The following is a 22,761-nucleotide window of genomic DNA, read 5'->3' on the forward strand; positions in this document are numbered from 1 at the left end:
CCGGCCCTCGCGGGCCGGCCCGCCGTGGGTCACGTCCGGACGCGATGGTCCTAACCACTCGTCCCGCCCCCGCCGCCCTCCGCGAGGGCGCTTCGGGTTGACTGTGGGCATGGACCTTCCGACGGTCGAGCTGCCGGCCCTGCCCCGCCTGCTGGCCGCCCCCGCGCCCGGCTGGGTGGAGACCACCGACGTGATCGTGGTCGGTTCCGGGGTGGCGGGTCTGACCGCCGCGCTGCACCTGCGCGAGGCGGGGCTGCACGTCACCGTGGTCACCAAGGTCAACATTGACGAGGGGTCGACCCGCTGGGCGCAGGGCGGCATCGCCGCCGTGCTCGACCCGCACGACACCCCGGCCGCGCACGCCTCGGACACCGAGATCGCCGGCGTCGGGCTCTGCGATCCGGCGGCGGTGCGGGTGCTGGTCGAGGAGGGCCCGATCCGGCTGCGCGAGCTGATGCGGATCGGGGCGGAGTTCGACCGCAACCCGGACGGCTCGCTGATGCTCACCCGGGAGGGCGGGCACCGGGCCGACCGGATCGTGCACGCCGGCGGCGACGCGACCGGAGCTGAGGTGCAGCGTGCCCTGCACGCCGCCGTCCGCCGGGACCCCTGGATCCGGCTGGTCGAACACGCCCTGGTGCTGGACCTGCTGCGCGCCCCCGGGGACGGCCCGGACGGGCTCGGCCCGGCCTGCGGCATCACCCTGCACGTGCTCGGCGAGGGCAGCGAGGACGGCGTGGGCGCCATCTTGGCCCGGGCGGTCGTCCTGGCCACCGGTGGGATGGGCCAGATCTACGCGGCCACCACCAATCCGGCCGTGTCGACCGGGGACGGGGTGGCCCTCGCAGTACGGGCCGGCGCGGCGGTGACGGACGTGGAGTTCGTCCAGTTCCACCCGACCGCGCTGATCACCCCGGGCGGTGCCGGCATGCCCGGCGCGGGGCACGCCCAGCAGCCGCTGGTCTCCGAGGCGCTGCGCGGCGAGGGGGCCTACCTGGTCGACGGCGACGGCAAGCGGTTCATGGTCGGGCAGCACGAGTTGGCCGAGCTGGCACCCCGCGACGTGGTGGCCAAGGGCATCCACCGGGTCCTGCTGGCCACCGGGGCGGACCACGTCTTCCTCGACGCCCGGCACCTGGGCGGCGACTTCCTGGCCCGGCGCTTCCCGACCATCGTCGCGTCCTGCCTGGCCATCGGGGTCGATCCGGCGACCGACCTGATCCCGGTCGCCCCCGCCGCCCACTACGCCTCCGGCGGCGTCCGCACCGACCTGCGCGGTCGCACCTCCATCCCAGGGCTGTACGCGTGCGGCGAGGTCGCCTGCACCGGCGTGCACGGCGCGAACCGGCTGGCCAGCAACTCGCTGCTGGAGGGGCTCGTCTTCTCCCGGCGGATCGCCGAGGACATCGCGGTCGGGCTGCCCGAACAGGCCCAGCCGGCGCCGACGGGCGCCTGGCTGGGCGGCGAGGGCTGGGTGCTGCCGGCCGGGGCGACGCCGACGCTGCAACGGGCGATGACCCGGGGCGCGGGCGTGCTCCGCTCGGCGGACACCCTCGCCGGGACGGCCGGCGTGCTGACCGGGCTCGGCGAGGGCCGGGGCCGGCCCCGGACGGCCGACTGGGAGGCGACGAACCTGATCACCGTGGCGTCGACGCTGGTCGCCGCCGCGTACGCCCGCCGGGAGACCCGGGGCTGCCACTGGCGGGAGGACTTCCCGACGGCCGACGAGCGGTGGCACGGCCACCTGGTCGGCGCGGTCGGGGCGCAGGGCCGACTGACGCAAGCGTGGGAGGGGACCCGATGACGGAGTCGACGGAACGGGCGTTGCGGGACGCCGGCCTGGATCCGGCGCGGGTGCGGCGGGTGATCTCCGATGCGCTCGCCGAGGACCTGGGGCCGGACTTCCTGGACGTCACCAGCGTCGCCACCATCCCGGCCGGGCAGGCCGACACGGCCGACCTGGTGGCCCGCGCCGACGGCGTGGTGGCCGGGCTGGCCGTGGCGGCGGCCGTGTTCGAGCTGGTCGGCGAGGCGACCGGCGCCGGCCGTACGGTCGAGGTGTCGGTGGTGGCCCAGGACGGCGCGCGGGTGGCGCGCGGCGACGTGCTGGCCACGGTGACCGGCCCGACCCGGTTGCTGCTCACCGCCGAGCGGACGGCGCTCAACCTGCTCTGCCGGATGTCGGGGGTGGCCACCCACACCCGGGCCTGGGCGGACGCGATGGCCGGCACCAAGGCGATGGTGCTGGACACCCGCAAGACCACCCCGGGCCTACGCGCCCTGGAGAAGTACGCGGTCCGTGCCGGCGGCGGCACGAACAAGCGGATGGGCCTGCACGACGTCGCGATGATCAAGGACAACCACAAGTTCGCGGCGGGCGGCATCACGGCGGCCTTCCGCCGGGTCCGGGAGACCTTCCCGGACGTGCCGGTGCAGGTCGAGGTGGACACGGTCGCCGAGGCGGTGGAAGCGGTCGAGGCCGGGGCGGCCTTCCTGCTGCTGGACAACATGACCCCGGAGATGCTCACCGAGGTGGTCGCCCTGGTGGGGGACCGGGCGGAGCTGGAGGCGACCGGCGGGCTGACCCTCGACGTGGCGGCGCGGTACGCGGCGACCGGCGTCGACTTCCTGTCGGTCGGGGCGCTGACGCACTCCGCGCCGATCCTCGACATCGCCCTGGACCTGCGCACCGGGTGAACCGGCGGCTGGCCGTTGTCTAGGCTGCGAGCGTGCTGCTCTGCATCGACATCGGAAACACCAACACCGTGCTGGCGACCTTCGACGGCGACAAGCTGGTGCACTCCTGGCGGATCAAGACCGATGCGCGGTCGACGGCCGACGAGCTGGGCCTGAAGTTCCGGGGCCTGCTCGCCGGGGACGCGGTCGAGATCACCGGGGTCGCGGCCTGCTCCACCGTGCCGGCCGCGCTGCGCTCGCTGCGCAACATGCTGTCCCGCTACTACGCGGACCTGCCGAGCGTGATCGTCGAGCCCGGGGTGCGTACCGGGGTGCAGCTCGCCATCGACAACCCGAAGGAGGTGGGCGCCGACCGGGTGGTGAACACCCTGGCCGCGTACACCCTCTACGGCGGGCCGTCGATCGTGGTGGACTTCGGCACCACCACCAACTTCGACGTGATCAGCGGCCGGGGCGAGTTCCTCGGCGGCGCCTTCGCGCCGGGCATCGAGATCAGCTTCGACGCGCTCGCCGCCCGGGCCGCCCAGCTGCGCAAGGTGGAGGCGACCAAGCCGCGTTCGGTGATCGGCAAGAACACCGTCGAGTGCCTCCAGTCCGGCCTCTACTTCGGGTTCGCCGGGCAGGTGGACCGGATCGTGGAGCGGATGATCGAGGAGATCGGCGAGGTGAGCGCGGTGATCGCCACCGGCGGGCTGGCCTCGCTCGTGCTCAACGAGTGCCGCACGATCACCCACCACGAGCCGATGATCACCCTGATCGGCCTGCGGATGGTCTACGAGCGCAACCTCTGAGCGTGGGAGTTTCCGGGCAGCCCGACCGGCTCCGGGCGGTCAGGCTTGATCCCTCCGCCGGCCGGGCTGCCCGGAAACCCCCGGTGGCTCAGCGGCGTCGGGCGCGAAAGACGAACGTGCGGTAGGGGAGTTCGACAGACTCCCGACCGGCCAGGTCGGGGTGGCTCGTGAAGAGCTTGCCGAGCTCTCGGTCGATCCTGTCCTGTTCGTCGATGGACGCGGTCAGCCAGTAGGAGCGGGTGTGCAGCATCGCGACCACCTCGTCGGGGGTGAGTGTCGTGGTGTGGGCGAATTCCCCCAGCTCCGTCGGCTCGAAGGCGGAGCCGAAGTCGCCGTACTTCTCCACCACGCTGCCGGCGTTGTCGCCGAGGTGGGCGATCCGGCTCAACTCGGCGACCCAGTCGACGCGCTCGTCCCGGGTGTTCCAGATCGGGGCGAACGTCCCGCCGGGCCGCAGCAACCGGGCGATCTCGGCGTGCGCGCGGTCCTTGTCGAACCAGTGGTACGCCTGCCCCGCGAGCACCGCGTCGGCCGCGCCGTCCGGCAACGGCACCGACTCGGCGCTGCCGGCCAGGGTCGTGCTGCCCGGGGTGGCCACTTCCAGTTGGGCCCGCATCCCCGGGTCCGGTTCCACCGGCTGCACCTCGTGGCCGAGGGCGAGCACCGCGCGGGTCAGGATTCCGGTGCCGGCGCCCAGGTCGACGACACGGGCGGGAACGCCCAGCCCGTCGAGCGCCCAGCGGACGGCCTGCTCCGGATAGCGGGGCCGGAAGCGGTCGTAGTCGCTCGCGGCGGCGCCGAACGAGAGGGCGTGAGTGGGGTCGGTCATGGCGGGCAGGTTATCCCGTAACGCCTCGCTGGAGCCTTGAGTACGCTCGGGGCCTGACCCCGCCCGAAATCTCCTTCTGAGGAAGCGTGCCGTGACCGAGCAGAACCCCGTGCCAGTCGATCCCGCCGACGACCTTCCCGAGCAGATGAAGGTCCGCCGGGAGAAGCGGGACCGGATGCTCGCCGAGGGTGTCGAGCCGTACCCGATCGGATTCCCCCGGACCAGCACGCTGGCCGAGATCCGCGAGAAGTACGCCGAGCTGCCCACCGACACCGCCACGGGCGACCAGGTCTCGGTCACCGGCCGGGTGATCTTCGTACGGAACACCGGCAAGCTCTGCTTCGCCACCCTCCGGGACGGCGACGGCACCGAGTTGCAGGCCATGCTCTCCCTCGACCGGGTCGGCGCCGACCGGCTGGAGGACTGGAAGCGCCTGGTCGACCTCGGCGACCTCGTCGGGGTGACCGGTGAGGTGATCACCAGCCGGCGCGGCGAGCTGTCCGTGCTGGCCGAGCAGTGGGCGGTCACGGCGAAGGCGCTGCGCCCTCTCCCGGTGGCGCACAAGCCGCTGAGCGAGGAAGCACGGGTCCGGCAGCGCTACGTGGACCTGATCGTCCGGCCGCAGGCCCGCCAGATGGTGCGTACCCGGGCCACGACCGTGCGCAGCCTGCGCGACTCGCTGCACGGCCGGGGCTTCATCGAGGTGGAGACCCCGATGCTCCAGCTGCTGCACGGCGGCGCGGCGGCCCGGCCATTCGTGACCCACAGCAATGCGCTCAACACCGATCTGTATCTACGAATCGCGCCGGAACTGTTTCTCAAGCGGGCCGTCGTCGGTGGTGTCGACCGGGCCTTCGAGATCAACCGCAACTTCCGTAATGAGGGTGTCGACTCTTCGCACTCGCCCGAGTTCGCGATGCTCGAGGCATACGAGGCGTACGGCGACTACGACACGATGGCCGAGCTGACCCGAAATCTCGTGCAGCAGGCGGCGATCGCGGTCAGCGGCTCGACGGTGGTGACGCACGCCGACGGCCAGGAGTTCGATCTGGGCGGGGAGTGGCGCTCGGTGACCCTCTTCGGGGTCCTTTCCGAGGCGCTCGGCGAGGAGGTCACGGTACGCACCGAGCACACCCGCCTGGTGGAGTACGCCGACAAGGTGGGTCTGGCGGTCGACCCGAAGTGGGGGTCGGGCAAGCTGGCGGAGGAACTGTTCGAGGAACTGGTGGTGCCGAGCCTCCGGGCGCCCACCTTCGTCCGCGACTACCCGGAGGAGACCAGCCCGCTCACCCGGGCGCACCGCAGCGAGCCCGGGCTGGCCGAGAAGTGGGACCTCTACGTGCTCGGTTTCGAGCTCGGGACCGCGTACTCCGAGCTGGTGGACCCGGTGGTGCAGCGGGAACGGCTGGTGGCCCAGGCCCAGCTCGCCGCCCGCGGCGACGACGAGGCCATGCGGCTGGACGAGGACTTTCTCCGGGCGATGGAGTACGGAATGCCGCCGGCCGGGGGTATGGGAATGGGAATCGATCGACTGTTGATGGCGCTCACCGGCCTGGGAATTCGGGAAACCATCCTCTTCCCCCTGGTTCGCCCCGAGTAGTCGCGCATCTCCACCGGGTCGTTACCGCATCCTATTGACGCGGCAAGTGCCGCGCAGGTTATCGTGCTCTCAGATTGCAGGAGCACCCTGCTCGAAAGGAATGTGGGACGTGGCCAAGCAGATCATTCATAAGCTGGTCGATGACCTGGACGGCGGGGACGCTGACGAGACGGTCAAGTTTGCGCTCGACGGCGTTCAGTACGAGATCGACCTGTCGGGCTCGAACGCCGAGAAATTGCGTGACGTATTCGCTCCGTACATCGCCCACGGCACGAAGGTGGGCAGGGGCGGCGTCGTCGTCGGCGGCCGGGCCGCACGGGGTCGCGGTGGCGCCACCGCCGACCGGGAGCAGAACAAGGCGATCCGCGCCTGGGCCAAGAAGGCCGGTAAGGACATCTCCGACCGGGGCCGGATCCCGCAGGAGATCGTCGACGAGTACCACGCGAAGGCCGGTCACTGACCGACCGACGACGGGCGACACCGACGCCGGGCCGGAGTACGACTCCGGGCCGGCGTCGCCGTATCCGCCCGGGACCGTGTCCGGGCGGGAAGAACTCCGTCCCGACGGTCGTTGTCCACAGGCGGTGGAGAGTTTGTCCACAGCCTGTGGACGAGTCCCGCGCGGCCCGGATCCGGGCCGCGCCGGCCCCGGTGCGGCCCGCGCGACGGGTTCCGCGCCGTGACTGAATTTCGCTCTGCGCGTACAGGCCGGGGTACCGGAACACGCCCTGAGCGCGGACGGTTGGGTAAAACGACGCGTACACGTCCTTCGACGGGGAGACACGACCTCAGCGGAGTCGGTCCGCGGCGATAGAGTAAGGAGGCGCGGACGCCCGTCCCGGTCGTCCACGCACCGGCCCCGCCACGACTTCTTGACCATCAAGATCGAGTGCGCACGGCATGTGAGGAGCACGAGGGCATGTTCGAGCGGTTCACCGACCGAGCGCGACGGGTTGTCGTCCTGGCCCAAGAAGAGGCCCGGATGCTCAACCACAACTACATCGGTACGGAGCACATCCTGCTGGGCCTGATCCACGAGGGTGAGGGCGTCGCCGCCAAGGCTCTGGAGAGCCTCGGCATCTCTCTGGAGGGCGTGCGGCAGCAGGTCGAGGAGATCATCGGCCAGGGCCAGCAGGCGCCGAGCGGGCACATCCCGTTCACGCCGCGGGCAAAGAAGGTGCTGGAGCTGTCACTGCGCGAGGCGCTGCAGCTCGGCCACAACTACATCGGCACCGAGCACATCCTGCTCGGTCTGATCCGCGAGGGTGAGGGCGTCGCCGCCCAGGTGCTGGTCAAGCTCGGCGCCGACCTGAACCGGGTCCGCCAGCAGGTGATCCAGTTGCTCTCCGGCTACCAGGGCAAGGAGCCGGCCGCTGCGGGCGCGGCGCCGGGCGAGGCCGCGCCGTCCACCAGCCTCGTGCTGGACCAGTTCGGCCGCAACCTGACCCAGGCCGCCCGCGAGGGCAAGCTCGACCCGGTCATCGGGCGCGAGAAGGAAATCGAGCGGGTCATGCAGGTGCTCTCCCGCCGGACGAAGAACAACCCGGTCCTGATCGGTGAGCCCGGCGTCGGCAAGACCGCCGTGGTGGAGGGGCTGTCCCAGAAGATCATCAAGGGCGAGGTGCCCGAGACGCTGAAGGACAAGCAGCTCTACACGCTCGACCTCGGTGCCCTGGTCGCCGGTTCCCGCTACCGCGGTGACTTCGAGGAGCGCCTCAAGAAGGTGCTCAAGGAGATCCGCACCCGCGGCGACATCATCCTCTTCATCGACGAGATCCACACCCTGGTCGGTGCCGGCGCCGCCGAGGGCGCGATCGACGCCGCCAGCATCCTCAAGCCGATGCTGGCCCGCGGCGAACTGCAGACCATCGGCGCGACCACGCTCGACGAATACCGCAAGCACCTGGAAAAGGACGCCGCTCTCGAGCGCCGCTTCCAGCCGATCCAGGTGGGTGAGCCGTCGCTGGCGCACACCATCGAGATACTCAAGGGCCTGCGTGACCGCTACGAGGCGCACCACCGGGTGAGCATCACCGACGCGGCTCTCGTCGCTGCCGCGACGCTGGCCGACAGGTACATCTCCGACCGTTTCCTGCCGGACAAGGCGATCGACCTCATCGACGAGGCCGGTGCCCGGATGCGGATCCGCCGGATGACCGCGCCGCCGGACCTGCGCGACTTCGACGAGCGCATCGCCCAGGTGCGTCGCGACAAGGAGTCCGCGATCGACGCGCAGGACTTCGAGCGCGCCGCCCAGCTGCGCGACAAGGAGAAGCAGCTCCTCGGCCAGAAGGCGCAGCGGGAGAAGGAGTGGAAGGCCGGTGACCTGGACGTCGTCAGCGAGGTCGACGACGAGCAGATCGCCGAGGTGCTCGGCAACTGGACCGGCATCCCGGTCTACAAGCTGACCGAGGAGGAGACCTCGCGCCTGCTGCGCATGGAGGACGAGCTGCACAAGCGCGTCATCGGCCAGGAGGACGCGGTCAGGGCGGTCTCGAAGGCGATCCGGCGCACCCGGGCCGGCCTGAAGGACCCGAAGCGCCCGTCGGGCTCGTTCATCTTCGCCGGCCCGTCCGGTGTCGGTAAGACCGAGCTCTCCAAGGCGCTGGCCGAGTTCCTGTTCGGCAGCGAGGACGCCCTCATCCAGCTGGACATGTCCGAGTTCCACGACCGTTACACGGTCTCCCGGCTGGTGGGTGCCCCTCCCGGCTACGTCGGCTACGACGAGGGCGGCCAGCTGACCGAGAAGGTGCGGCGTCGGCCGTTCTCGGTGGTCCTCTTCGACGAGATCGAGAAGGCCCACCCGGACGTGTTCAACACGCTGCTCCAGATCCTGGAGGACGGTCGGCTCACCGACGGCCAGGGCCGGATCGTGGACTTCAAGAACACGGTCATCATCCTGACCACCAACCTGGGCACCCGCGACGTCGCCAAGGCGGTCTCGATGGGCTTCCAGGCGTCGGAGGACTCCGAATCCAGCTACGAGCGGATGAAGCAGAAGGTCAACGACGAGCTCAAGCAGCACTTCCGGCCTGAGTTCCTCAACCGGATCGACGACACCATCGTCTTCCACCAGCTGCGTGAGTTGGAGATCCTCTCGATCGTGGACATCATGATCCAGCGGATCGAGGGCCAGCTGCGGAACAAGGACATGGGCCTGGAGCTGACCGACAACGCCAAGAAGTACCTGGCGAAGAAGGGCTTCGACCCGGTGCTCGGTGCGCGTCCGCTGCGTCGCACGATCCAGCGCGACATCGAGGACAACCTGTCCGAGCGGATCCTCTTCAACGAGCTGATCCCAGGTCAGATCGTGGTGGTGGACTGCGAGGGCGACCCGGAGAACATCGACAAGTCCAAGCTCATCTTCACGGGTGCGGAAAAGCCGGCCACCGTGCCGGACGCCGTACCGGCCGACCTCGGCGGCACCGCCGCCGCAGGCGCGGACGAGTAGGACCGAACAACACGAGGGCGGCGGCCCGGTGGCATCAGCCACCGGGCCGCCGCCCTTTTCGGTACGCCGGCACGGCCGCGGCCTGCGCGACCCGGACGCCACGGGCGCCCGGGTCGCCAACGAGCGCCACGGGCGCCACGGGCGCCAACGAGCGCCACGAGCGCCAACGAGCGCCACGAGCGCCACGAGCGCCACGAGCGCCAACGAGCGCCACGAGCGCCACGAGCGCCAACGTGCGCCAACGAGCGCCACGAGCGCCAACGGGCGCCAACGAGCGCCACGAGCGCCAACGAGCGCCCGGGTCGCCGAGGCGCCCCACGTGCGCCCCGCGTCCTTCCCTCAGCGCCTACGCGTTCTGCCCGAAATCGGACACTCTGCCTGGGCGTCGCGTGGCATCCGTTCGGTCACATCTGGGTCGTTGCCTCCGGTGCGCACGCTCGCACGCCTCTTTGCGTGCTCGGGAAGCGGTTCGGCCCCCGGGGCGTCATCCGCACCCTCCGCTCCCGCGGTGGCGGCGGCCCGTCACCACCATGATCAGTTGATGGGGAACCGGAGCGCTGGGCTGAATCCCGCCGGGTTTCCATCAGACGATCGTGGTCGGCAGAGCTGTTGAATCCGAGCGCGCCGCCCAGCCCTTCGTCGTCGACCGGCGGCCCGACTGGCGGGTGCCCCAGGTCGCTGTAGCGGCCGGTATGTCGCGTCTGTCGGGTTCGGGGTGATGGGCGCCACCGGCCGGGTGGGCATGGTTCGGGGTGCCGGGTCGTTGTAACCATCGTGGCCGCGTGACCGGTCCTTCGTCGGCCGGGTGGTCGGCGGAATGCGAGCCGGGCCGGCGTGGTTACATCCCCCGGACCACGAAGTACCGCCCGGCGCTCATGGCCGATGGAATGTGTGGCCTGCCCGGGTGGTTGTATCCCCGGGAACGCGCTCCGGCCCTCGCCGGGGACCTGCCTGACGTAGAACCTTTCCTCACCCCCGTGGTGCACCCGCCCCCCTCTGGTGTGCGTCCGGGTACCCCCGATCGAAAGGTGCTGTCATCATGCGTACCGACATCTTCCGCAAGACCGCCCTGACCGCCGCCGGGCTCGCCTTCACCGGCGGCGCCATCGCCGGCCCCATCACCGCCGCCCACGCCGCCCCCACCCCCACCGAGGGCAAGCCGGTGTCGGTCAGCCAGGACCGCAAGAACAGCGAGCGTGAGCTGGATGTCCGCTACGAAGCCCAGCCCAACTTCTTCTACTGCGGTCCCGCCGCCGCCCGCAACGCCCTGAGCGTGCAGGGCAAGAACATCGACGTGGACGCCATGGCCAAGCGGATGGGCACCACCGAGGCCGGCACCGACTCCATCAACGACATCACCCCCGTCCTGAACAAGGAAAGCGGCAAGGACGCCTACCGGTCGGTGGAGATCCGCGAGCCCAAGGCCGACGACAAGCAGACCGACACCCTACGCACCGACATCGTCAAGGCCGTCGACGAGGGCCACGCCGTGGTCGCCAACATCGCCGGCACCGCCACCGACACCGACGGCACCACCCACACCTTCGAAGGCGGCCACTACGTCAGCGTCGTCGGCTACCGCGACAACGGCAACACCGTCACCATCGCCGACTCGGCCGACCCGAACCAGGCCTCCTACCGGATGAGCGTCGACAACCTCGCCGACTGGATCGCCACCCGCGGCTACACCTCCTGACCCACAGCACCACACCGAAAGGGCCGACCCCCACAAGGGGGGCGGCCCTTTCGGCATGTGCACGGCTGGTGAGAGCCGTCAGCGCACCGGGACCGGCGGCCCGTCGCCGATGAGGCGGAACGAGGATTCGCCGACCGGCTCCACGAGACCGTCCCGCACCAGCCCGGAGAGGGCCCGGGACCGCTGGATGTCGTCGGCCCACACCTGGTCGAGCCGTTGGTGCGGCACCGGCCCGGTCGCCTCGCGCAGCACGCCGAGCAGCAGTCCGCGTACCTGGCGGTCGGTGCCGGCGTACCGCTGGGGGCGGCGGGTCGGACCTGCTGGGGCCTCGCGGCCGGACGCGCGCCAGGCGCAGATCGACTCGACGGGGCAGGCGCCGCAGCGGGGTGACCGGGCGACGCAGAGCACCGCGCCCAGTTCCATGAAGGCCGCGCTGGCCAGGGCGGCGGCGGCCGGCTCGACCGGCAGTAGTTCCTCGGTGGCGACCAGGTCGGTCGGGCGGGTGGCCGGACCGGCGTCCGGTTCGCCGGCGATTGCCCGGCAGACCACCCGCCGCACGTTGGTGTCGACCACCGGGTGTCGCTGACCGTACGCGAACGCGGCCACCGCCCGGGCGGTGTACGTGCCGACGCCCGGCAGGGCCAGCAGTTGGTCCAGCCGGTCCGGGACCCGGCCGCCGTGGCGCTCGACGATGGCCAGCGCGCAGTCCCGCAGCCGCACCGCCCGGCGGGGATAGCCGAGCCGTCCCCACATCCGGATCGCCTCGGCGGGGCTGTCAGCCGCCAGCGTGGCCGGCTCCGGCCAGCGTGCCAGCCACGCCTCCCAGGCGGGGAGCACGCGTACGACCGGCGTCTGCTGGAGCATGACCTCGCTGACCAGGATCGCCCACGGGCTCACGTCGGCCCCGCGCCATGGCAGGTCGCGGGCGTTCTCCTCGTACCACCGACTGACCAGGGTGGTGAAAGTGGGCTCAGACATCGCGCCGCCGATGATGTCACGCGGCCCGCCGCCGGGGCGGCGCGGGCGACCGGTGTCACGACGGGCCCCGCCGTGGCGTCCCGCTGGCTGGGCGCTCCGGGCGGGGCGCTGCCGGGGCGGCGGACGGATCGGGCAGAATGCCCGGATGAACGAGCTCGCGATCACCGTCATCGGCCGGGACCGGCCGGGCATCGTGGCCGACGTGGCCGAGCTGCTGGCCAGGCTCGGCGCGAACCTCACCGACAGCACGATGACGCGGCTGCGGGGGCATTTCGCGATGACCCTGATCTGCGTGGGCCCGGCCGCCGCCGACGTCGAGGCCGCGCTGGTGCCGCTCTCCGCCGACGGCCAGCTGCTGGCCACCGTACGCGCGGTCACCCCCGACGGCGAGACGGCTCCCGCCGGCGAGCCGTACGTGATGGCGGTGCACGGCGCGGACCGGATGGGCATCGTGGCGGCCATGACCCGGGTGCTCGCCGACGCCGGCGGCAACGTCACCGACCTGAGCACCCGGCTTACCGGTTCGCTCTACGTGGTGGTCGCCGAGGTGGAGCTGCCGCCCGGCACGGCCGGCGAGCCGGCCGGACGGCTGACGGCGACGGCCGCGGAACTGGGCGTCGGGGTGACCCTCCGGCCGGCCGACCCGGATCTGCTGTGACCGGCGTAGGGTCCGGCCCGGAGACCGAGGCGTACGCCGGCCTCGGCGACTGGACCCCGGAGTCCCTGGCCGTGCCGGGGGAGGTGCGGCCGGTGGTGTCCGCGCCGGAGCAGGTGCTCAGCCGGGCCGGTGACGAGGTGGACCCGACTGCGGCGGAGACGGTACGGCTGGCCGCCGACCTGATCGCCACCATGCGGGTCTCGCCGGGCTGCGTCGGGCTGGCCGCCCCACAGGTCGGCGTGGGTGCACAGGTCTTCGCGGTGGACGTGACCGGCCACCCGAAGGCGCTCACGGTGCACGGCACCTTCGTGCTGTGCAACGCCCGGGTCGTGGAGGCGAGCCGGTGGAAGGTGGCCCGCGAGGGGTGCATGTCGGTGCCCGACCTGACCGGGGACGTCAAGCGGGCGAGCCGGCTGGTGGTGGAGGGCGTGCTGCCGGGCACCGGCAGGTCCGTACGGCTGGTGACGGACGGGTTCGAGGCGCGGGCCCTCCAGCACGAGATCGACCACTGCGCCGGCCTGCTCTTCCTGGACCGGGTCGCCGGCGCGCACGCCATCTACCAGCGCAAGGTCTACCTCTGAGTGGCGGCGGCGTGGCCACCCGGTGTCGCCGGCGGGACACGATCGGCAGGCATGACCGTCGTGTTTGGAGGGTCGGTGCGGTGAGCTGCCGACGACTCGGCGCGTCGCGTGGGGCTGCCGTGCCCCGCGCCGCTACGGTGGGGACATCATGCGTCTGACGGTCGGCCCCCTGTCACCCGCCGTTTACTGGCGGCGTCGCGCCGTCGTGCTCGGAGCGGGGTTCCTCTTCCTGATTGTCCTGCTCTATTCGTGCACCGGATCGGACCGGAACGCGAAGAAGGCCGGCGACACGCAGCCCTCGCCGGGCGCGACGTCGTCCTCCGGTGCCACGCCGGAGCCCACCGGCTCGGTGCTCACCCCGCAGACCGGGGCGCCCTCGCCGGGGGCGCCGGGCGGTCCTGGCGCCGGCGAATCGTCGGACGGGCCGGTCACCACCGACTCGCCGCCGGCGCCGGTCGTGCCGGCCGTCGACGACGGCACCTGCGCGGACGCCGAGATCACGGTGACCCCGGTGGCCCAGCCCGCCTCGGTGGTCCGGGGGGCCGTGGTGGACCTCCACCTCAAGATCAAGAATCGGTCCGAGCGGACGTGCAGCCGCGACGTCGGCGCCGACGCGCAGGAGCTGTTCATCAAGTCGGGGGCCGAGAAGATCTGGTCGTCCGACACCTGCGGCACCGGCAAGGGCTCCGACCCGCAGTCCTTCACGCCGGGCTTCGAACGCTCCTACCAGGTGGGCTGGAACGGCCGCGACAGCACCAAGTGCGCCAACGGAGTGGCGGCGGGCCCGAACCCGCAGGCCGGGACGTACCAGGTCTTCGCCCGGGTCGGCACCAAGCTCAGCGAGCCGGTCAAACTCATCGTCACCGGCTGAGCGGCCGTCGGCCGGGCGGCCGGGCAGCCCGGCCGGTCAGACGTAGCGTTCGAGGATCGACGCCTCGGCGAGCCGGGACAATCCTTCGCGGACACCCCGGGCGCGGGCGTCGCCGACCCCCTCGACGGCCTGGAGATCCTCGACCGTGGCGCCCAGCAGGCGCTGGAGGCTGCCGAAGTGCACGACGAGGCGGTCGACCACGGTCACCGGCAGCCGGGGCACCTTGGCCAGCAGGCGGAAGCCGCGCGGGCTGACCGCCGCGTCGAGCGCGTCGGACGCGGCCGGGTAGCCGATCGCCTTCGCGACCGAGACCAGGTCGATCAGCTCGGTCGCGCCGAGCAGATCTAGCTCCACCAGCGCCTCGTCGAGGGTGCGGGGCTTCCGGCCGGTTGGCAGGTAGTCCCGGATCACCAGGGTGCGGTCGGCGTCGACGCCGGCCATCAGCTCGTCGAGCTGGAGGGCCAGCAGGCGGCCGTCGGTGCCCAGCTCCACCACGTAGCCAGCGATCTCGTCGGCGATCCGGCGGACCATCTCCAGCCGCTGCACCACCGCGACCGCGTCCCGTACGGTGACCAGGTCCTCGATCTCCAGGGCGGAGAGGGTGCCGGAGACCTCGTCCAGCCGGAGCTTGTAGCGCTCCAGCGTGGCGAGCGCCTGGTTGGCACGGGACAGGATTGCCGCTGAGTCGTCCAGCACGTGCCGCTGGCCGTTGACGTAGAGGCTGATGATCCGCATCGACTGGCTGACCGAGATCACCGGGAAGCCCGTCTGCCGGGCGACCCGCTCCGCCGTGCGGTGCCGGGTGCCGGACTCCTCGGTCGGGATGGTCGGGTCGGGCATCAGGTGCACGGCGGCCCGCACGATCCGGGTGCCGTCGCTGGAGAGCACGACCCCGCCGTCCATCTTGCACAGCTCCCGGACCCGGGTGGCGGAGAACTCGACGTCGAGCGGGAAGCCGCCGGTGCAGAGGCCCTCGACGACCTTGTCGTAGCCGAGGACGATCAGCGCGCCCGTCCGGCCGCGCAGGATGCGCTCGAGGCCGTCGCGCAGCGCGGTGCCCGGAGCCATCAGGGCCAGGTTCGCCCGCAACGGATCGCCGGCGCTCCCGGCGCCGCCGGTCACGCTCACGCTGATCGGGCGGGCGGGCGAGCCCACGGCGCCGGTGCGGGCGTGGGGCGTCGCGCCGGTGGGCTTGGCGGTGTCGCGGTCGATCGGCACGGGCACAGTCTACGGACTGCCCTGCGGTGGGTGCTGTCGTGGTTACTGTGATGTGTCACGATGCCCCACCTCGCCCTGACCGTGGGCCCGCGTCCGGGCTGTCCGTTATCGGGCCGGATGTTCCACTGGCGGCCAGCGCCGGTCACTCGGCGGACGCCCGGGCGACGGCCTGGAGCGCCGAGCGGACGTCGGTCACCTCGATCACGCGCATGTGTTCCGGTGTGACGCCGGTGCTCTCGGGGCCGCAGCCGGTCGGCACCAGCGCGAGCCGGAACCCGAGCCGGGCCGCCTCGGCCAGCCGGCGTGGCACCGCGCCGACGCGGCGCACCTCGCCGGTCAGCCCGACCTCGCCGATCGCCACCAGGTTCGGTGCGATGGCCAGGTTGAGCCCGCCCGAGGCGACGGCGAGGGCGACGGCGAGGTCGGCCGCCGGTTCCACCACCCGGATGCCGCCGACGGTGGCCGCGAAGACCTCCCGGTCGTGCAGCGTCAGGCGTTCGGTGCGCCGCTGGAGCACGGCCAGCACCATCGCGAGCCGGGCCGAGTCGAGCCCCGACACCGTCCGCCGGGGCGAGCCGGCCACGGTCGCGCCGATCAGCGCCTGCACCTCGGTGACCAGCGCCCGACGCCCCTCCATCGCCACCGTGACACAGGTGCCGGGCACCGGCTCCGAGTAGCGGGTCAGGAACAGCCCGGACGGGTCGGCCAGGCTGCTGATGCCGCCCTCGTGCATCTCGAAGCAGCCCACCTCGTCGGCGGCGCCGAACCGGTTCTTCACGCCACGCACCATGCGCAGCGAGGAGTGCTTGTCGCCCTCGAAGTGCAGCACCACGTCGACCAGGTGCTCCAACACCCGCGGGCCGGCGACCTGGCCGTCCTTGGTGACGTGGCCGACCAGCACGATGGCGATGCCGCGCTCCTTGGCGACCGAGACCAGGGCGGCGGTGACCGCCCGTACCTGGGTCACCCCGCCCGAGACGCCCTCGGCGTCGCCGGTGGAGATGGTCTGCACCGAGTCGAGCACCAGCAGGCCCGGCTTGACCGCGTCGAGGTGACCGAGCACCGCTGCGAGGTCACTCTCGGCCGCGAGGTAGAGCTCATCGTGCAGGGTGCCCATCCGCTCCGCGCGCAGCCGGACCTGGCTGACCGACTCCTCGCCGCTGACCACCAGGGAGGGGCTGCCGGCGCCGGCAGCCCACTGCTGGGCCACGTCGAGCAGCAGGGTGGACTTGCCGACCCCCGGCTCGCCGGCGAGCAGCACCACCGCGCCGGGGACCAGGCCGCCGCCGAGGACCCGGTCGAGCTCGCTGACCCCGGTGGGGCGGGCCCGGGCCGAGGCGGCGCTGATGGTGGCGATCGGCCGGGCCGGCTCGGCCGGCATCCGGGAACTGACCACCTTGCCGGAGACCGTCGGGCCGGTGACCGTGCACTCGACCACCGAGCCCCACTCGCCGCACTCCGGGCAGCGCCCCACCCACTTCGGCGGCTGGTGCCCGCAGGCGTCGCACTCGTAGGCGGGCCGGGGCTCGCGGGCGGACGCTCGGCCGCGCCCGCCGGCCCCGCCGCCGCGGGCGGAGGTCGCTCGGGAGGTGGTCACACCGGGACGTTAGTCCCCGGGTACGACGAAGACACCGCCGGCATGGTGGTCACCACGCCGGCGGTGTCTTTGATCAGCGGAGCGGGGGAGGATCAGTGCCCGCCCTCCTCGCCCTCGTAGCCGCCCAGGCGCTCGACGATCTTCGACGGGGGCGCTGCCGGGGTGAGCGGTACGGCGACCGGCACCGGGCTGGTGACCGTCACGCCGTTGCCGAAGTCGAAGGTCAGGACGACGTTCTGGCCGGAGCGCAGCGACTCGTTCAGGCCGATGAGCTGGAAGACCCGGTCGGACTCGGTGTTGAGCTGCACGTAGCTCCGCGCCGGGATCTCGATCCGGGCCGGCTCGCCGGCCGGCGCGGCCGGGCTCTCGGGAGCCGACGGGCTCTCCGGGGCGCCCGGGCTGACCGACGGGCTCTCGGAGGTGCCCGGGCTGGGCGACTCCGACCCGGTCGGGGTGGGTGACGGCGACTCGGACGCCGGCTCGCTCGGGGATGCCGACGGGCTGGCGGTCGCGCCGACGCCGGTGATCACCACCTCACGGGCACTGTCGGTGGTCACGGTCACGGTGACCGGGTTCGCCGAGTCGTTGTAGATCACGGCGTTCAGGACGGCGTTGGCGCCCGCCTTGTAGCCCTCGACGCCGGGGAAGCCGAGCAGCAGGCCACGGACCGCGTACTCGCCGTTGCGGGCCGACAGGTTGACGCCCTGGACCGACGGCTCCTTGTTGGCGGTCTCGGAGACATGACCGGTGCCGCAGCCGGACAGCAGCAGCCCGGTCGCCGCGGCCATCCCGGACAGCAGCAGGGCCGCCCGCCGGGAACCCCTGATCGAGCGCGTCACGTCGGTCCTCCTCGTCACGATCCCACCCGGTGCTCACGCCGGGGGTGGTGGCCATGCCCGCGCAGACCGCGCTCCAGGGTAGTTGGGCCTGATCCACCCGCGCACGCCGACCCGGAGATGCCAGTCCCCCGGGCGCGCCTCACACCAGCCGGCCGCTCGTCACCAGCAGGACGACGTCGATGAGGGCGACCAGCAGCACGGCCCGGAAGGCGGCCACCTGCCGACCTCCGGCCCGGGCGGCGGCACGCCCGCCGTACCAGCTCAATGGCGGCACCACGACGGCGGTCGCGACCGCGGCGACGCCGACGCCCGACGGCGGCCCGGGCGGGCCGAGGACCAGCGTGGCGGTCGCGGCGAGCAGCAGCAGCGCGGCGGCGGCGCGGCTGCCGGTCGAACCGAGTCGGTGCGGTAGGCCGCGCACCCCTGTCCGGGCGTCGTCGGCCAGGTCGGGCAGGACGTTGGCGAAGTGTGCCCCGGCGCCCAGGCAGGCCGCGGCGGCGACCAGCCAGACCGGCGGGAGGACCGACCCGGGCAGCGCCAGCACGACGAAGGCGGGCAGCGAGCCGAAGGAGACCGCGTAGGGCAGCACCGAGACCGGGGTCGACTTCAGCGGCCAGTCGTAGAGCAGCGCGGAGACCAACCCGAGGGTGGCGAAGAGTGCGGCGGCCGGGCCGGTGACCAGCGCCAGCAGCGGGGTGGCGAGCGCGGCCACCGCCGCGGCCACGGCCGTCACGCGCCGGCTCACCGCGCCGGCGGCGACCGGTTTGTCGGTACGCCCCACCGTGGCGTCCCGGTCGGCGTCGAGCGCGTCGTTGGCCCAGCCGACGGCGAGCTGGCTGGCCGCCACGGTGAGCACCACGGCGAGGACACCGGCCGGCCGGTGCCCGACGCCCCACGCCAGCAGCCCGGCCACCGTGGTGACCGCGGCGGCCGGCTCCGGATGACTCGCCCTGACCAGCCCTAGCACCGTTGGCGACATGAGGGAAGTCTGGTCGTTACCGGACAGTCGTGCCACGCTCGGTCCATGCCAGATGCGGGCCGTGCCCTGCCACGCAACGATCCGCGCCAGTACGACGACCTGGCCGGCGAGTGGTGGCGGCCGGACGGGGCGTTCGCGATGCTGCACTGGCTGGCCGAGGCCCGCGCGGCGCTGGTGCCGACGGCGTCGCGCCCGGGGGCCCTCCTGGTCGACCTCGGCTGCGGTGCCGGGCTGCTCGCCCCGCACCTGGCCGGCCGGGGCTACCGGCACGTCGGTGTCGACCTCACCCGGTCGGCCCTGGAGCAGGCCTCCGCGCACGGGGTGACCGTCGTCAACGGCGACGTCACCGCCGTACCGCTGGCCGACGGCTGCGCCGACGTGGTCGCCGCGGGCGAGCTGCTGGAGCACGTGCCCGACTGGCGGCGCGCGGTGGCCGAGGCGTGCCGGCTGCTCCGGCCCGGTGGCCTGCTCGTCCTCGACACGTTGAACGACACGGCGCTGAGTCGGCTGCTCGCGGTGCGGATCGCCGAGCGGCTGCCCACCGTGCCGAAGGGCATCCATGATCCACGGTTGTTCGTGGACGCCCGGGCACTGGTGGCCGAGTGTGCCCGGCACGGGGTCGACCTGCGGCTGCGGGGCATCCGGCCGGGGGTGCCCGGACTGCTCGGCTGGCTGGCCCGCCGGATGCTCGCCGCCGGCCGTCCGTACGCGACCGTGGGCGACCAGCCGCGGGCGACGGTTGCCGGCCCGAAGCCGCGGATCGTGCCGACCTGGTCGACTGCCGTGCTCTACCAGGGGCGTGGTAACCGGAGCGGATAGCGGTGCCCGTCCCTGGGTAGGGAGAGGGCCGAGAAGGGGGCTGTATGACGCAGCACGCGCTCCAGGCGGCTCGCCGCCTGGCGCCGAGGTTCGCCGCCCGGGCGGCGGAGCACGACCGGGACGGCTCGTTCCCGGTCGAGGACTTCCGGGACCTGCGCGAGGCGGGGCTCTTCGGCCTGATGGTCCCCACCGCGCTCGGCGGGGCGGGAGCGACGTTCGCCGAGTACGCGGCGGTCGCCACCGAGCTGGCCCGGGGCAACGGCGCGACGGCCCTGGTCTTCAACATGCACGCCTCGGTCACCGGTGCGCTCGGCGCGGTCACCGAGGACTTGGCCGAGGCGCTCGGAGTGCCGGACGAGGCGCTGGCCGCGCGGGACCGGCTGCTCACCGCCGCCGCCCAGGGCGCCTGGTACGCCGTGGCGATGAGCGAGCGCGGCGCCGGTGCCCGCCTCTCCCAGCTCAGCACCAGCTACGAGCCGGTCGACGGCGGTTGGCATCTCAAGGGCAGCAAGACGTTCTGTTCCGGGGCCGGGCACGCGGACGGCTACCTCGTTGCCGCCCGCAGTGCCGCCGACCAGTCGGTGGTCTCCCAGTTCCTGGTGCCGGCCGGCGAGGGGCTGACCGTCGAGCCCACCTGGGACTCGCTCGGCATGCGAGCGACCTCCTCGCACGACCTGCACCTGGACGTGACCGTGCCGGCCGACCGGCTGCTCGGCGGCGTGGAGGGGCTGGCGCTGGTGATCGCCCAGCTCATGCCGCACTGGCTGGTGGCCAGCTACGCCGCCGTCTACGTCGGGGTCGCCCGGGCGGCGGTCGACGCGGCGGCCGAGCACCTGAACGCCCGCAATCTCGCCCACCTTCCGGCGGTCCGGTCCCGCCTCGGCCGGGCCGACGCCGCGGTGGCTGCGGCCCAGCTGGTGGTCGCGGAGGCGGCCCGCCGGGTGGACGAGGCGCCGGGCGACGCGGAGACCAACCGCTGGGTCTGGCGGGCCAAACTGCTCGCCGGCACCACCGCCGCCGACGTGGCGGCGTCCGTGCTGGAGGCGGCCGGCACGTCCGCGACCCGGCGGGGGCACCCACTGGAGCGGCTCTACCGGGACGCCCGCTGCGGTTCGCTGCACCCGGCGACGTCGGACGTCTGCGCGGACTGGCTCGGCGTCGCCGCGCTGGGCGGCGACCCGGACCGCGACGCAACGGTTCCTCGTTGGTGAGCGTGGAGAGTTCGCCGGGGCGACGGACGTGCGGGCCCACGAGGCGCAAGCCCCGTCCAGGGACGGGGTACGCAGGGCAGGACGAGAGGTGGGCATGGTGGCCGTACCGGTGATCGCGGGGCTGGGGACGGCGCACCCGCCGTCGGCCGCGCAGGACGACCTGTGGGAGGGCTTCTTCTCGAAGCACTTCTCCGGCAGCACGCGGGCGCTGGCGCAGCGGATCTTCGCGCACTCGGGGGTCACCCACCGGCAGGCCGCCGTGAACCCCCTGCTGGAGGACGTCTCCGACTGGCCGACGGAGCGGCGGATGCGCCGCTACCTGGTCGAGGCGCTGCCGCTGGGCAAGGAGGCGGTGGGCCGGGCGTTGACCGCCGCCGGCCTGTCCGCCGGCGACGTCGGGCTCTTCGTGGTCTGCTCGTGCACCGGGTACGCCACCCCCGGGCTGGACATCCTGCTGGCCCGGGACCTGGGCATGGCGCCGGACACGCAGCGCATCTTCGTGGGGCACATGGGCTGTTATGCCGCACTGCCGGGGCTGGGTGCGGCGAGCGACTTCGTCACCGCCCGGGGCCGGCCGGCGCTGCTGCTCTGCGCGGAGCTGACCAGCCTGCACATCCAGCCCTCCAGTGCCCGGGTGGACACCCAGCAGATCGTCTCCCACGCGCTCTTCTCGGACGCCGCGGTCGCCGCCGTGGTCGTCCCCGACGGCCGGGGGTACGCGCTGCGCGAGGTCACCTCCGTCACGGACACCTCGACGGCCGACCACATGACCTGGGACGTCACCGACACCGGCTTCCGGATGGGGTTGTCGCCGAAGGTGCCGGCGGTGCTCTCCACGCACGTCCGGGGCCTGGTGGACGGCCTGCTGGCCCGGCACGGCACGACGCTGTCCGAGGTGGACGGCTGGGCGGCGCACCCGGGCGGTCCGCGCATCCTCAACGTGGTCGAGCGGGAGCTGGCGCTGCCTCCGGAAGGGCTGGCGGCGTCCCGGGCGACGCTGGACGAGCACGGTAACTGCTCGTCGCCGACGGTGCTGCTGATCCTCGACCGGTTGCGCCGGGCCGCGTCGCCGCCCCGACGGGTGGTGATGCTGGCGTTCGGCCCCGGCCTGACCCTCTACGCCGCGCTGCTCGAACGACAGGAGTGATCTGTTCACGCGCCGCGGTTACCCTCTGGTAATGAACGTCGATGTGGCAGATCGGCCGGAATCCGGGCCGGACGCCGGTGAGCACGCGACTCCCGTCGGGGCCGACGACCGGCTGCGCACCGCGGTGCTGGCCATGGTGGGGCTGGCGGCACTGGTCGGGGGTGGCTGGTGGTGGCAGGCGGAGGCGCCCCGCACCGGCCCCGTGGCGACCGTGCCGAGCGCCGCACCCGAGGTCGGGGCCCGGCTGGGAGCCCCGCCGGAAGCCCGCGTCCGGTTCGTCGTGCCGGAGGGGTCCGGACGACCCGTCAGCTTCTGGGTCGATCCGAGCAGCGGTGCCGCGTACCGGACGGATCCGAACACCGGCGCCACGGTCCGGACGGACGTCGACGTGCGGGAGCCGCGCCGCCTCCTGGCCGGGCTGCTCGACGAGCGCGCGCGTACTCGCAGGCTGGACAGCTATCCCGACCCGGTCTGGACCGCCCAGGCCGTGCTCAGCCCGCCGCAAGGGCTCGTCAGGCATGCCGCCGCCGAGGGCGGGGCCCGTCACCTGCTCCAGTACCGCTGCGTCGGGCCGGGCGAGCTGCTGATCGTGATCGACGGGGCCCGGGCGGCGGACCCGATCACCAGCGCCTGCGACGGCTCGGTCCACTCGACGGAGGTCGTCGGGAGGGGCGGGCCGTTCCAGGTCTCGCTGTCGAGCGCCAACGCCGAGCGGCTCCGGGTCGAGGCGCAACTGGTCGCCATCCCCTGACACCGTCTCCCCGCCTGCCTCGTTGTCAGGAAGGGCCCCCGCACATCA

General features: G+C 72.8%; 20 protein-coding genes. 14 read left to right on the forward strand and 6 right to left on the reverse strand.

Features of this window, described 5'->3' with window-relative positions:
• Positions 1-109 precede the first annotated feature (109 nt).
• From GA0070608_RS11630 to GA0070608_RS11640, 3 genes are read left to right on the forward strand one after another with little or no spacing between them, the layout of a single operon-like run.
• Positions 110-1,804 (forward strand): L-aspartate oxidase, encoded by a 1,695-nt coding sequence (locus GA0070608_RS11630; RefSeq protein WP_091626587.1) that lies wholly within the window; start codon positions 110-112, stop codon positions 1,802-1,804.
• A complete protein-coding gene (gene nadC / locus GA0070608_RS11635) occupies positions 1,801-2,697 on the forward strand; it encodes a carboxylating nicotinate-nucleotide diphosphorylase (protein WP_091626591.1) in 897 nt (298 codons plus the stop codon). The genes GA0070608_RS11630 and nadC overlap by 4 nt, the downstream gene beginning before the upstream one ends.
• A 32-nt stretch (positions 2,698-2,729) precedes the next feature.
• Positions 2,730-3,488, forward strand: a complete 759-nt coding sequence (locus GA0070608_RS11640) for a type III pantothenate kinase (protein ID WP_091626595.1) — start codon at positions 2,730-2,732, stop codon at positions 3,486-3,488.
• A gap of 88 nt (positions 3,489-3,576) precedes the next feature.
• On the opposite strand, the gene GA0070608_RS11645 is transcribed toward GA0070608_RS11640, so the two are convergent.
• Positions 3,577-4,317 carry a class I SAM-dependent methyltransferase gene (locus tag GA0070608_RS11645; protein ID WP_091626600.1) on the reverse strand — a complete coding sequence of 247 codons (741 nt, stop codon included), beginning with the start codon at positions 4,315-4,317 and terminating at the stop codon, positions 3,577-3,579.
• A 91-nt stretch (positions 4,318-4,408) separates the two neighbouring features.
• Here GA0070608_RS11645 and lysS point away from each other — a divergent pair, with 91 nt between their 5' ends.
• From lysS to GA0070608_RS11665, 4 genes are all read left to right on the forward strand, one after another.
• Positions 4,409-5,917, forward strand: a complete 1,509-nt coding sequence (gene lysS / locus GA0070608_RS11650; RefSeq protein WP_091626604.1) for a lysine--tRNA ligase — start codon at positions 4,409-4,411, stop codon at positions 5,915-5,917.
• A gap of 109 nt (positions 5,918-6,026) precedes the next feature.
• Positions 6,027-6,377 (forward strand): histone-like nucleoid-structuring protein Lsr2, encoded by a 351-nt coding sequence (locus GA0070608_RS11655; RefSeq protein WP_323135733.1) that lies wholly within the window; start codon positions 6,027-6,029, stop codon positions 6,375-6,377.
• A 459-nt stretch (positions 6,378-6,836) separates the two neighbouring features.
• A complete protein-coding gene (locus tag GA0070608_RS11660) occupies positions 6,837-9,368 on the forward strand; it encodes an ATP-dependent Clp protease ATP-binding subunit (RefSeq protein WP_091626613.1) in 2,532 nt (843 codons plus the stop codon).
• Positions 9,369-10,407: 1,039 nt separating this feature from the next.
• A complete protein-coding gene (locus GA0070608_RS11665; RefSeq protein WP_091626617.1) occupies positions 10,408-11,064 on the forward strand; it encodes a C39 family peptidase in 657 nt (218 codons plus the stop codon).
• Between the two features lie 78 nt (positions 11,065-11,142).
• Here GA0070608_RS11665 and GA0070608_RS11670 read toward each other — a convergent pair whose 3' ends face one another.
• The gene (locus GA0070608_RS11670; RefSeq protein ID WP_091626621.1) at positions 11,143-12,042 is read right to left on the reverse strand and encodes an HhH-GPD family protein; all 900 of its coding nucleotides are present in this window, start codon (positions 12,040-12,042) and stop codon (positions 11,143-11,145) included.
• 145 nt (positions 12,043-12,187) lie between these two features.
• Between GA0070608_RS11670 and GA0070608_RS11675 the strand changes: the two genes are divergently transcribed.
• The 3 genes from GA0070608_RS11675 (at position 12,188) to GA0070608_RS11685 (ending at position 14,152) form a co-directional block, all read left to right on the forward strand.
• The gene (locus GA0070608_RS11675) at positions 12,188-12,700 is read left to right on the forward strand and encodes a glycine cleavage system transcriptional repressor (protein ID WP_091626624.1); all 513 of its coding nucleotides are present in this window, start codon (positions 12,188-12,190) and stop codon (positions 12,698-12,700) included.
• Complete coding sequence (locus tag GA0070608_RS11680; RefSeq protein WP_091626627.1) at positions 12,697-13,281, forward strand: peptide deformylase; 585 nt, start codon at positions 12,697-12,699, stop codon at positions 13,279-13,281. The genes GA0070608_RS11675 and GA0070608_RS11680 overlap by 4 nt, the downstream gene beginning before the upstream one ends.
• A 148-nt stretch (positions 13,282-13,429) precedes the next feature.
• Positions 13,430-14,152, forward strand: a complete 723-nt coding sequence (locus tag GA0070608_RS11685; RefSeq protein WP_091626631.1) for a hypothetical protein — start codon at positions 13,430-13,432, stop codon at positions 14,150-14,152.
• A gap of 36 nt (positions 14,153-14,188) precedes the next feature.
• Here the strand turns inward: GA0070608_RS11685 and disA are convergent, their stop codons facing one another.
• The 4 genes from disA to GA0070608_RS11705 all read right to left on the reverse strand — a co-directional run bounded on the left by disA (position 14,189) and on the right by GA0070608_RS11705 (position 18,785).
• Positions 14,189-15,370, reverse strand: coding sequence for a DNA integrity scanning diadenylate cyclase DisA (disA, locus tag GA0070608_RS11690; protein WP_091634896.1), 1,182 nt, complete (start codon positions 15,368-15,370; stop codon positions 14,189-14,191).
• 142 nt (positions 15,371-15,512) lie between these two features.
• Positions 15,513-16,967: a DNA repair protein RadA gene (radA, locus tag GA0070608_RS11695; RefSeq protein ID WP_091626636.1), complete on the reverse strand. Its 1,455-nt coding sequence runs from the start codon at positions 16,965-16,967 to the stop codon at positions 15,513-15,515.
• A gap of 92 nt (positions 16,968-17,059) precedes the next feature.
• Positions 17,060-17,806 carry a hypothetical protein gene (locus GA0070608_RS11700; protein ID WP_091626640.1) on the reverse strand — a complete coding sequence of 249 codons (747 nt, stop codon included), beginning with the start codon at positions 17,804-17,806 and terminating at the stop codon, positions 17,060-17,062.
• Positions 17,807-17,945: 139 nt separating this feature from the next.
• A complete protein-coding gene (locus tag GA0070608_RS11705; protein ID WP_091626645.1) occupies positions 17,946-18,785 on the reverse strand; it encodes a UbiA family prenyltransferase in 840 nt (279 codons plus the stop codon).
• Positions 18,786-18,830: 45 nt separating this feature from the next.
• Here GA0070608_RS11705 and GA0070608_RS11710 point away from each other — a divergent pair, with 45 nt between their 5' ends.
• From GA0070608_RS11710 to GA0070608_RS11725, 4 genes are all read left to right on the forward strand, one after another.
• A complete protein-coding gene (locus GA0070608_RS11710; protein WP_091626648.1) occupies positions 18,831-19,604 on the forward strand; it encodes a methyltransferase domain-containing protein in 774 nt (257 codons plus the stop codon).
• 44 nt (positions 19,605-19,648) lie between these two features.
• On the forward strand, positions 19,649-20,815 hold the full coding sequence (locus GA0070608_RS11715) for an acyl-CoA dehydrogenase family protein (protein ID WP_091626653.1): 1,167 nt from the start codon (positions 19,649-19,651) through the stop codon (positions 20,813-20,815).
• 88 nt (positions 20,816-20,903) lie between these two features.
• On the forward strand, positions 20,904-21,962 hold the full coding sequence (locus GA0070608_RS11720; RefSeq protein WP_176733698.1) for a type III polyketide synthase: 1,059 nt from the start codon (positions 20,904-20,906) through the stop codon (positions 21,960-21,962).
• A 31-nt stretch (positions 21,963-21,993) separates the two neighbouring features.
• Complete coding sequence (locus GA0070608_RS11725) at positions 21,994-22,713, forward strand: hypothetical protein (RefSeq protein WP_091626657.1); 720 nt, start codon at positions 21,994-21,996, stop codon at positions 22,711-22,713.
• Positions 22,714-22,761 lie beyond the last annotated feature (48 nt).

Origin of the sequence: Micromonospora peucetia (genome assembly GCF_900091625.1) — a bacterium.
Classification (GTDB): Bacteria; Actinomycetota; Actinomycetes; order Mycobacteriales; family Micromonosporaceae; genus Micromonospora; species Micromonospora peucetia.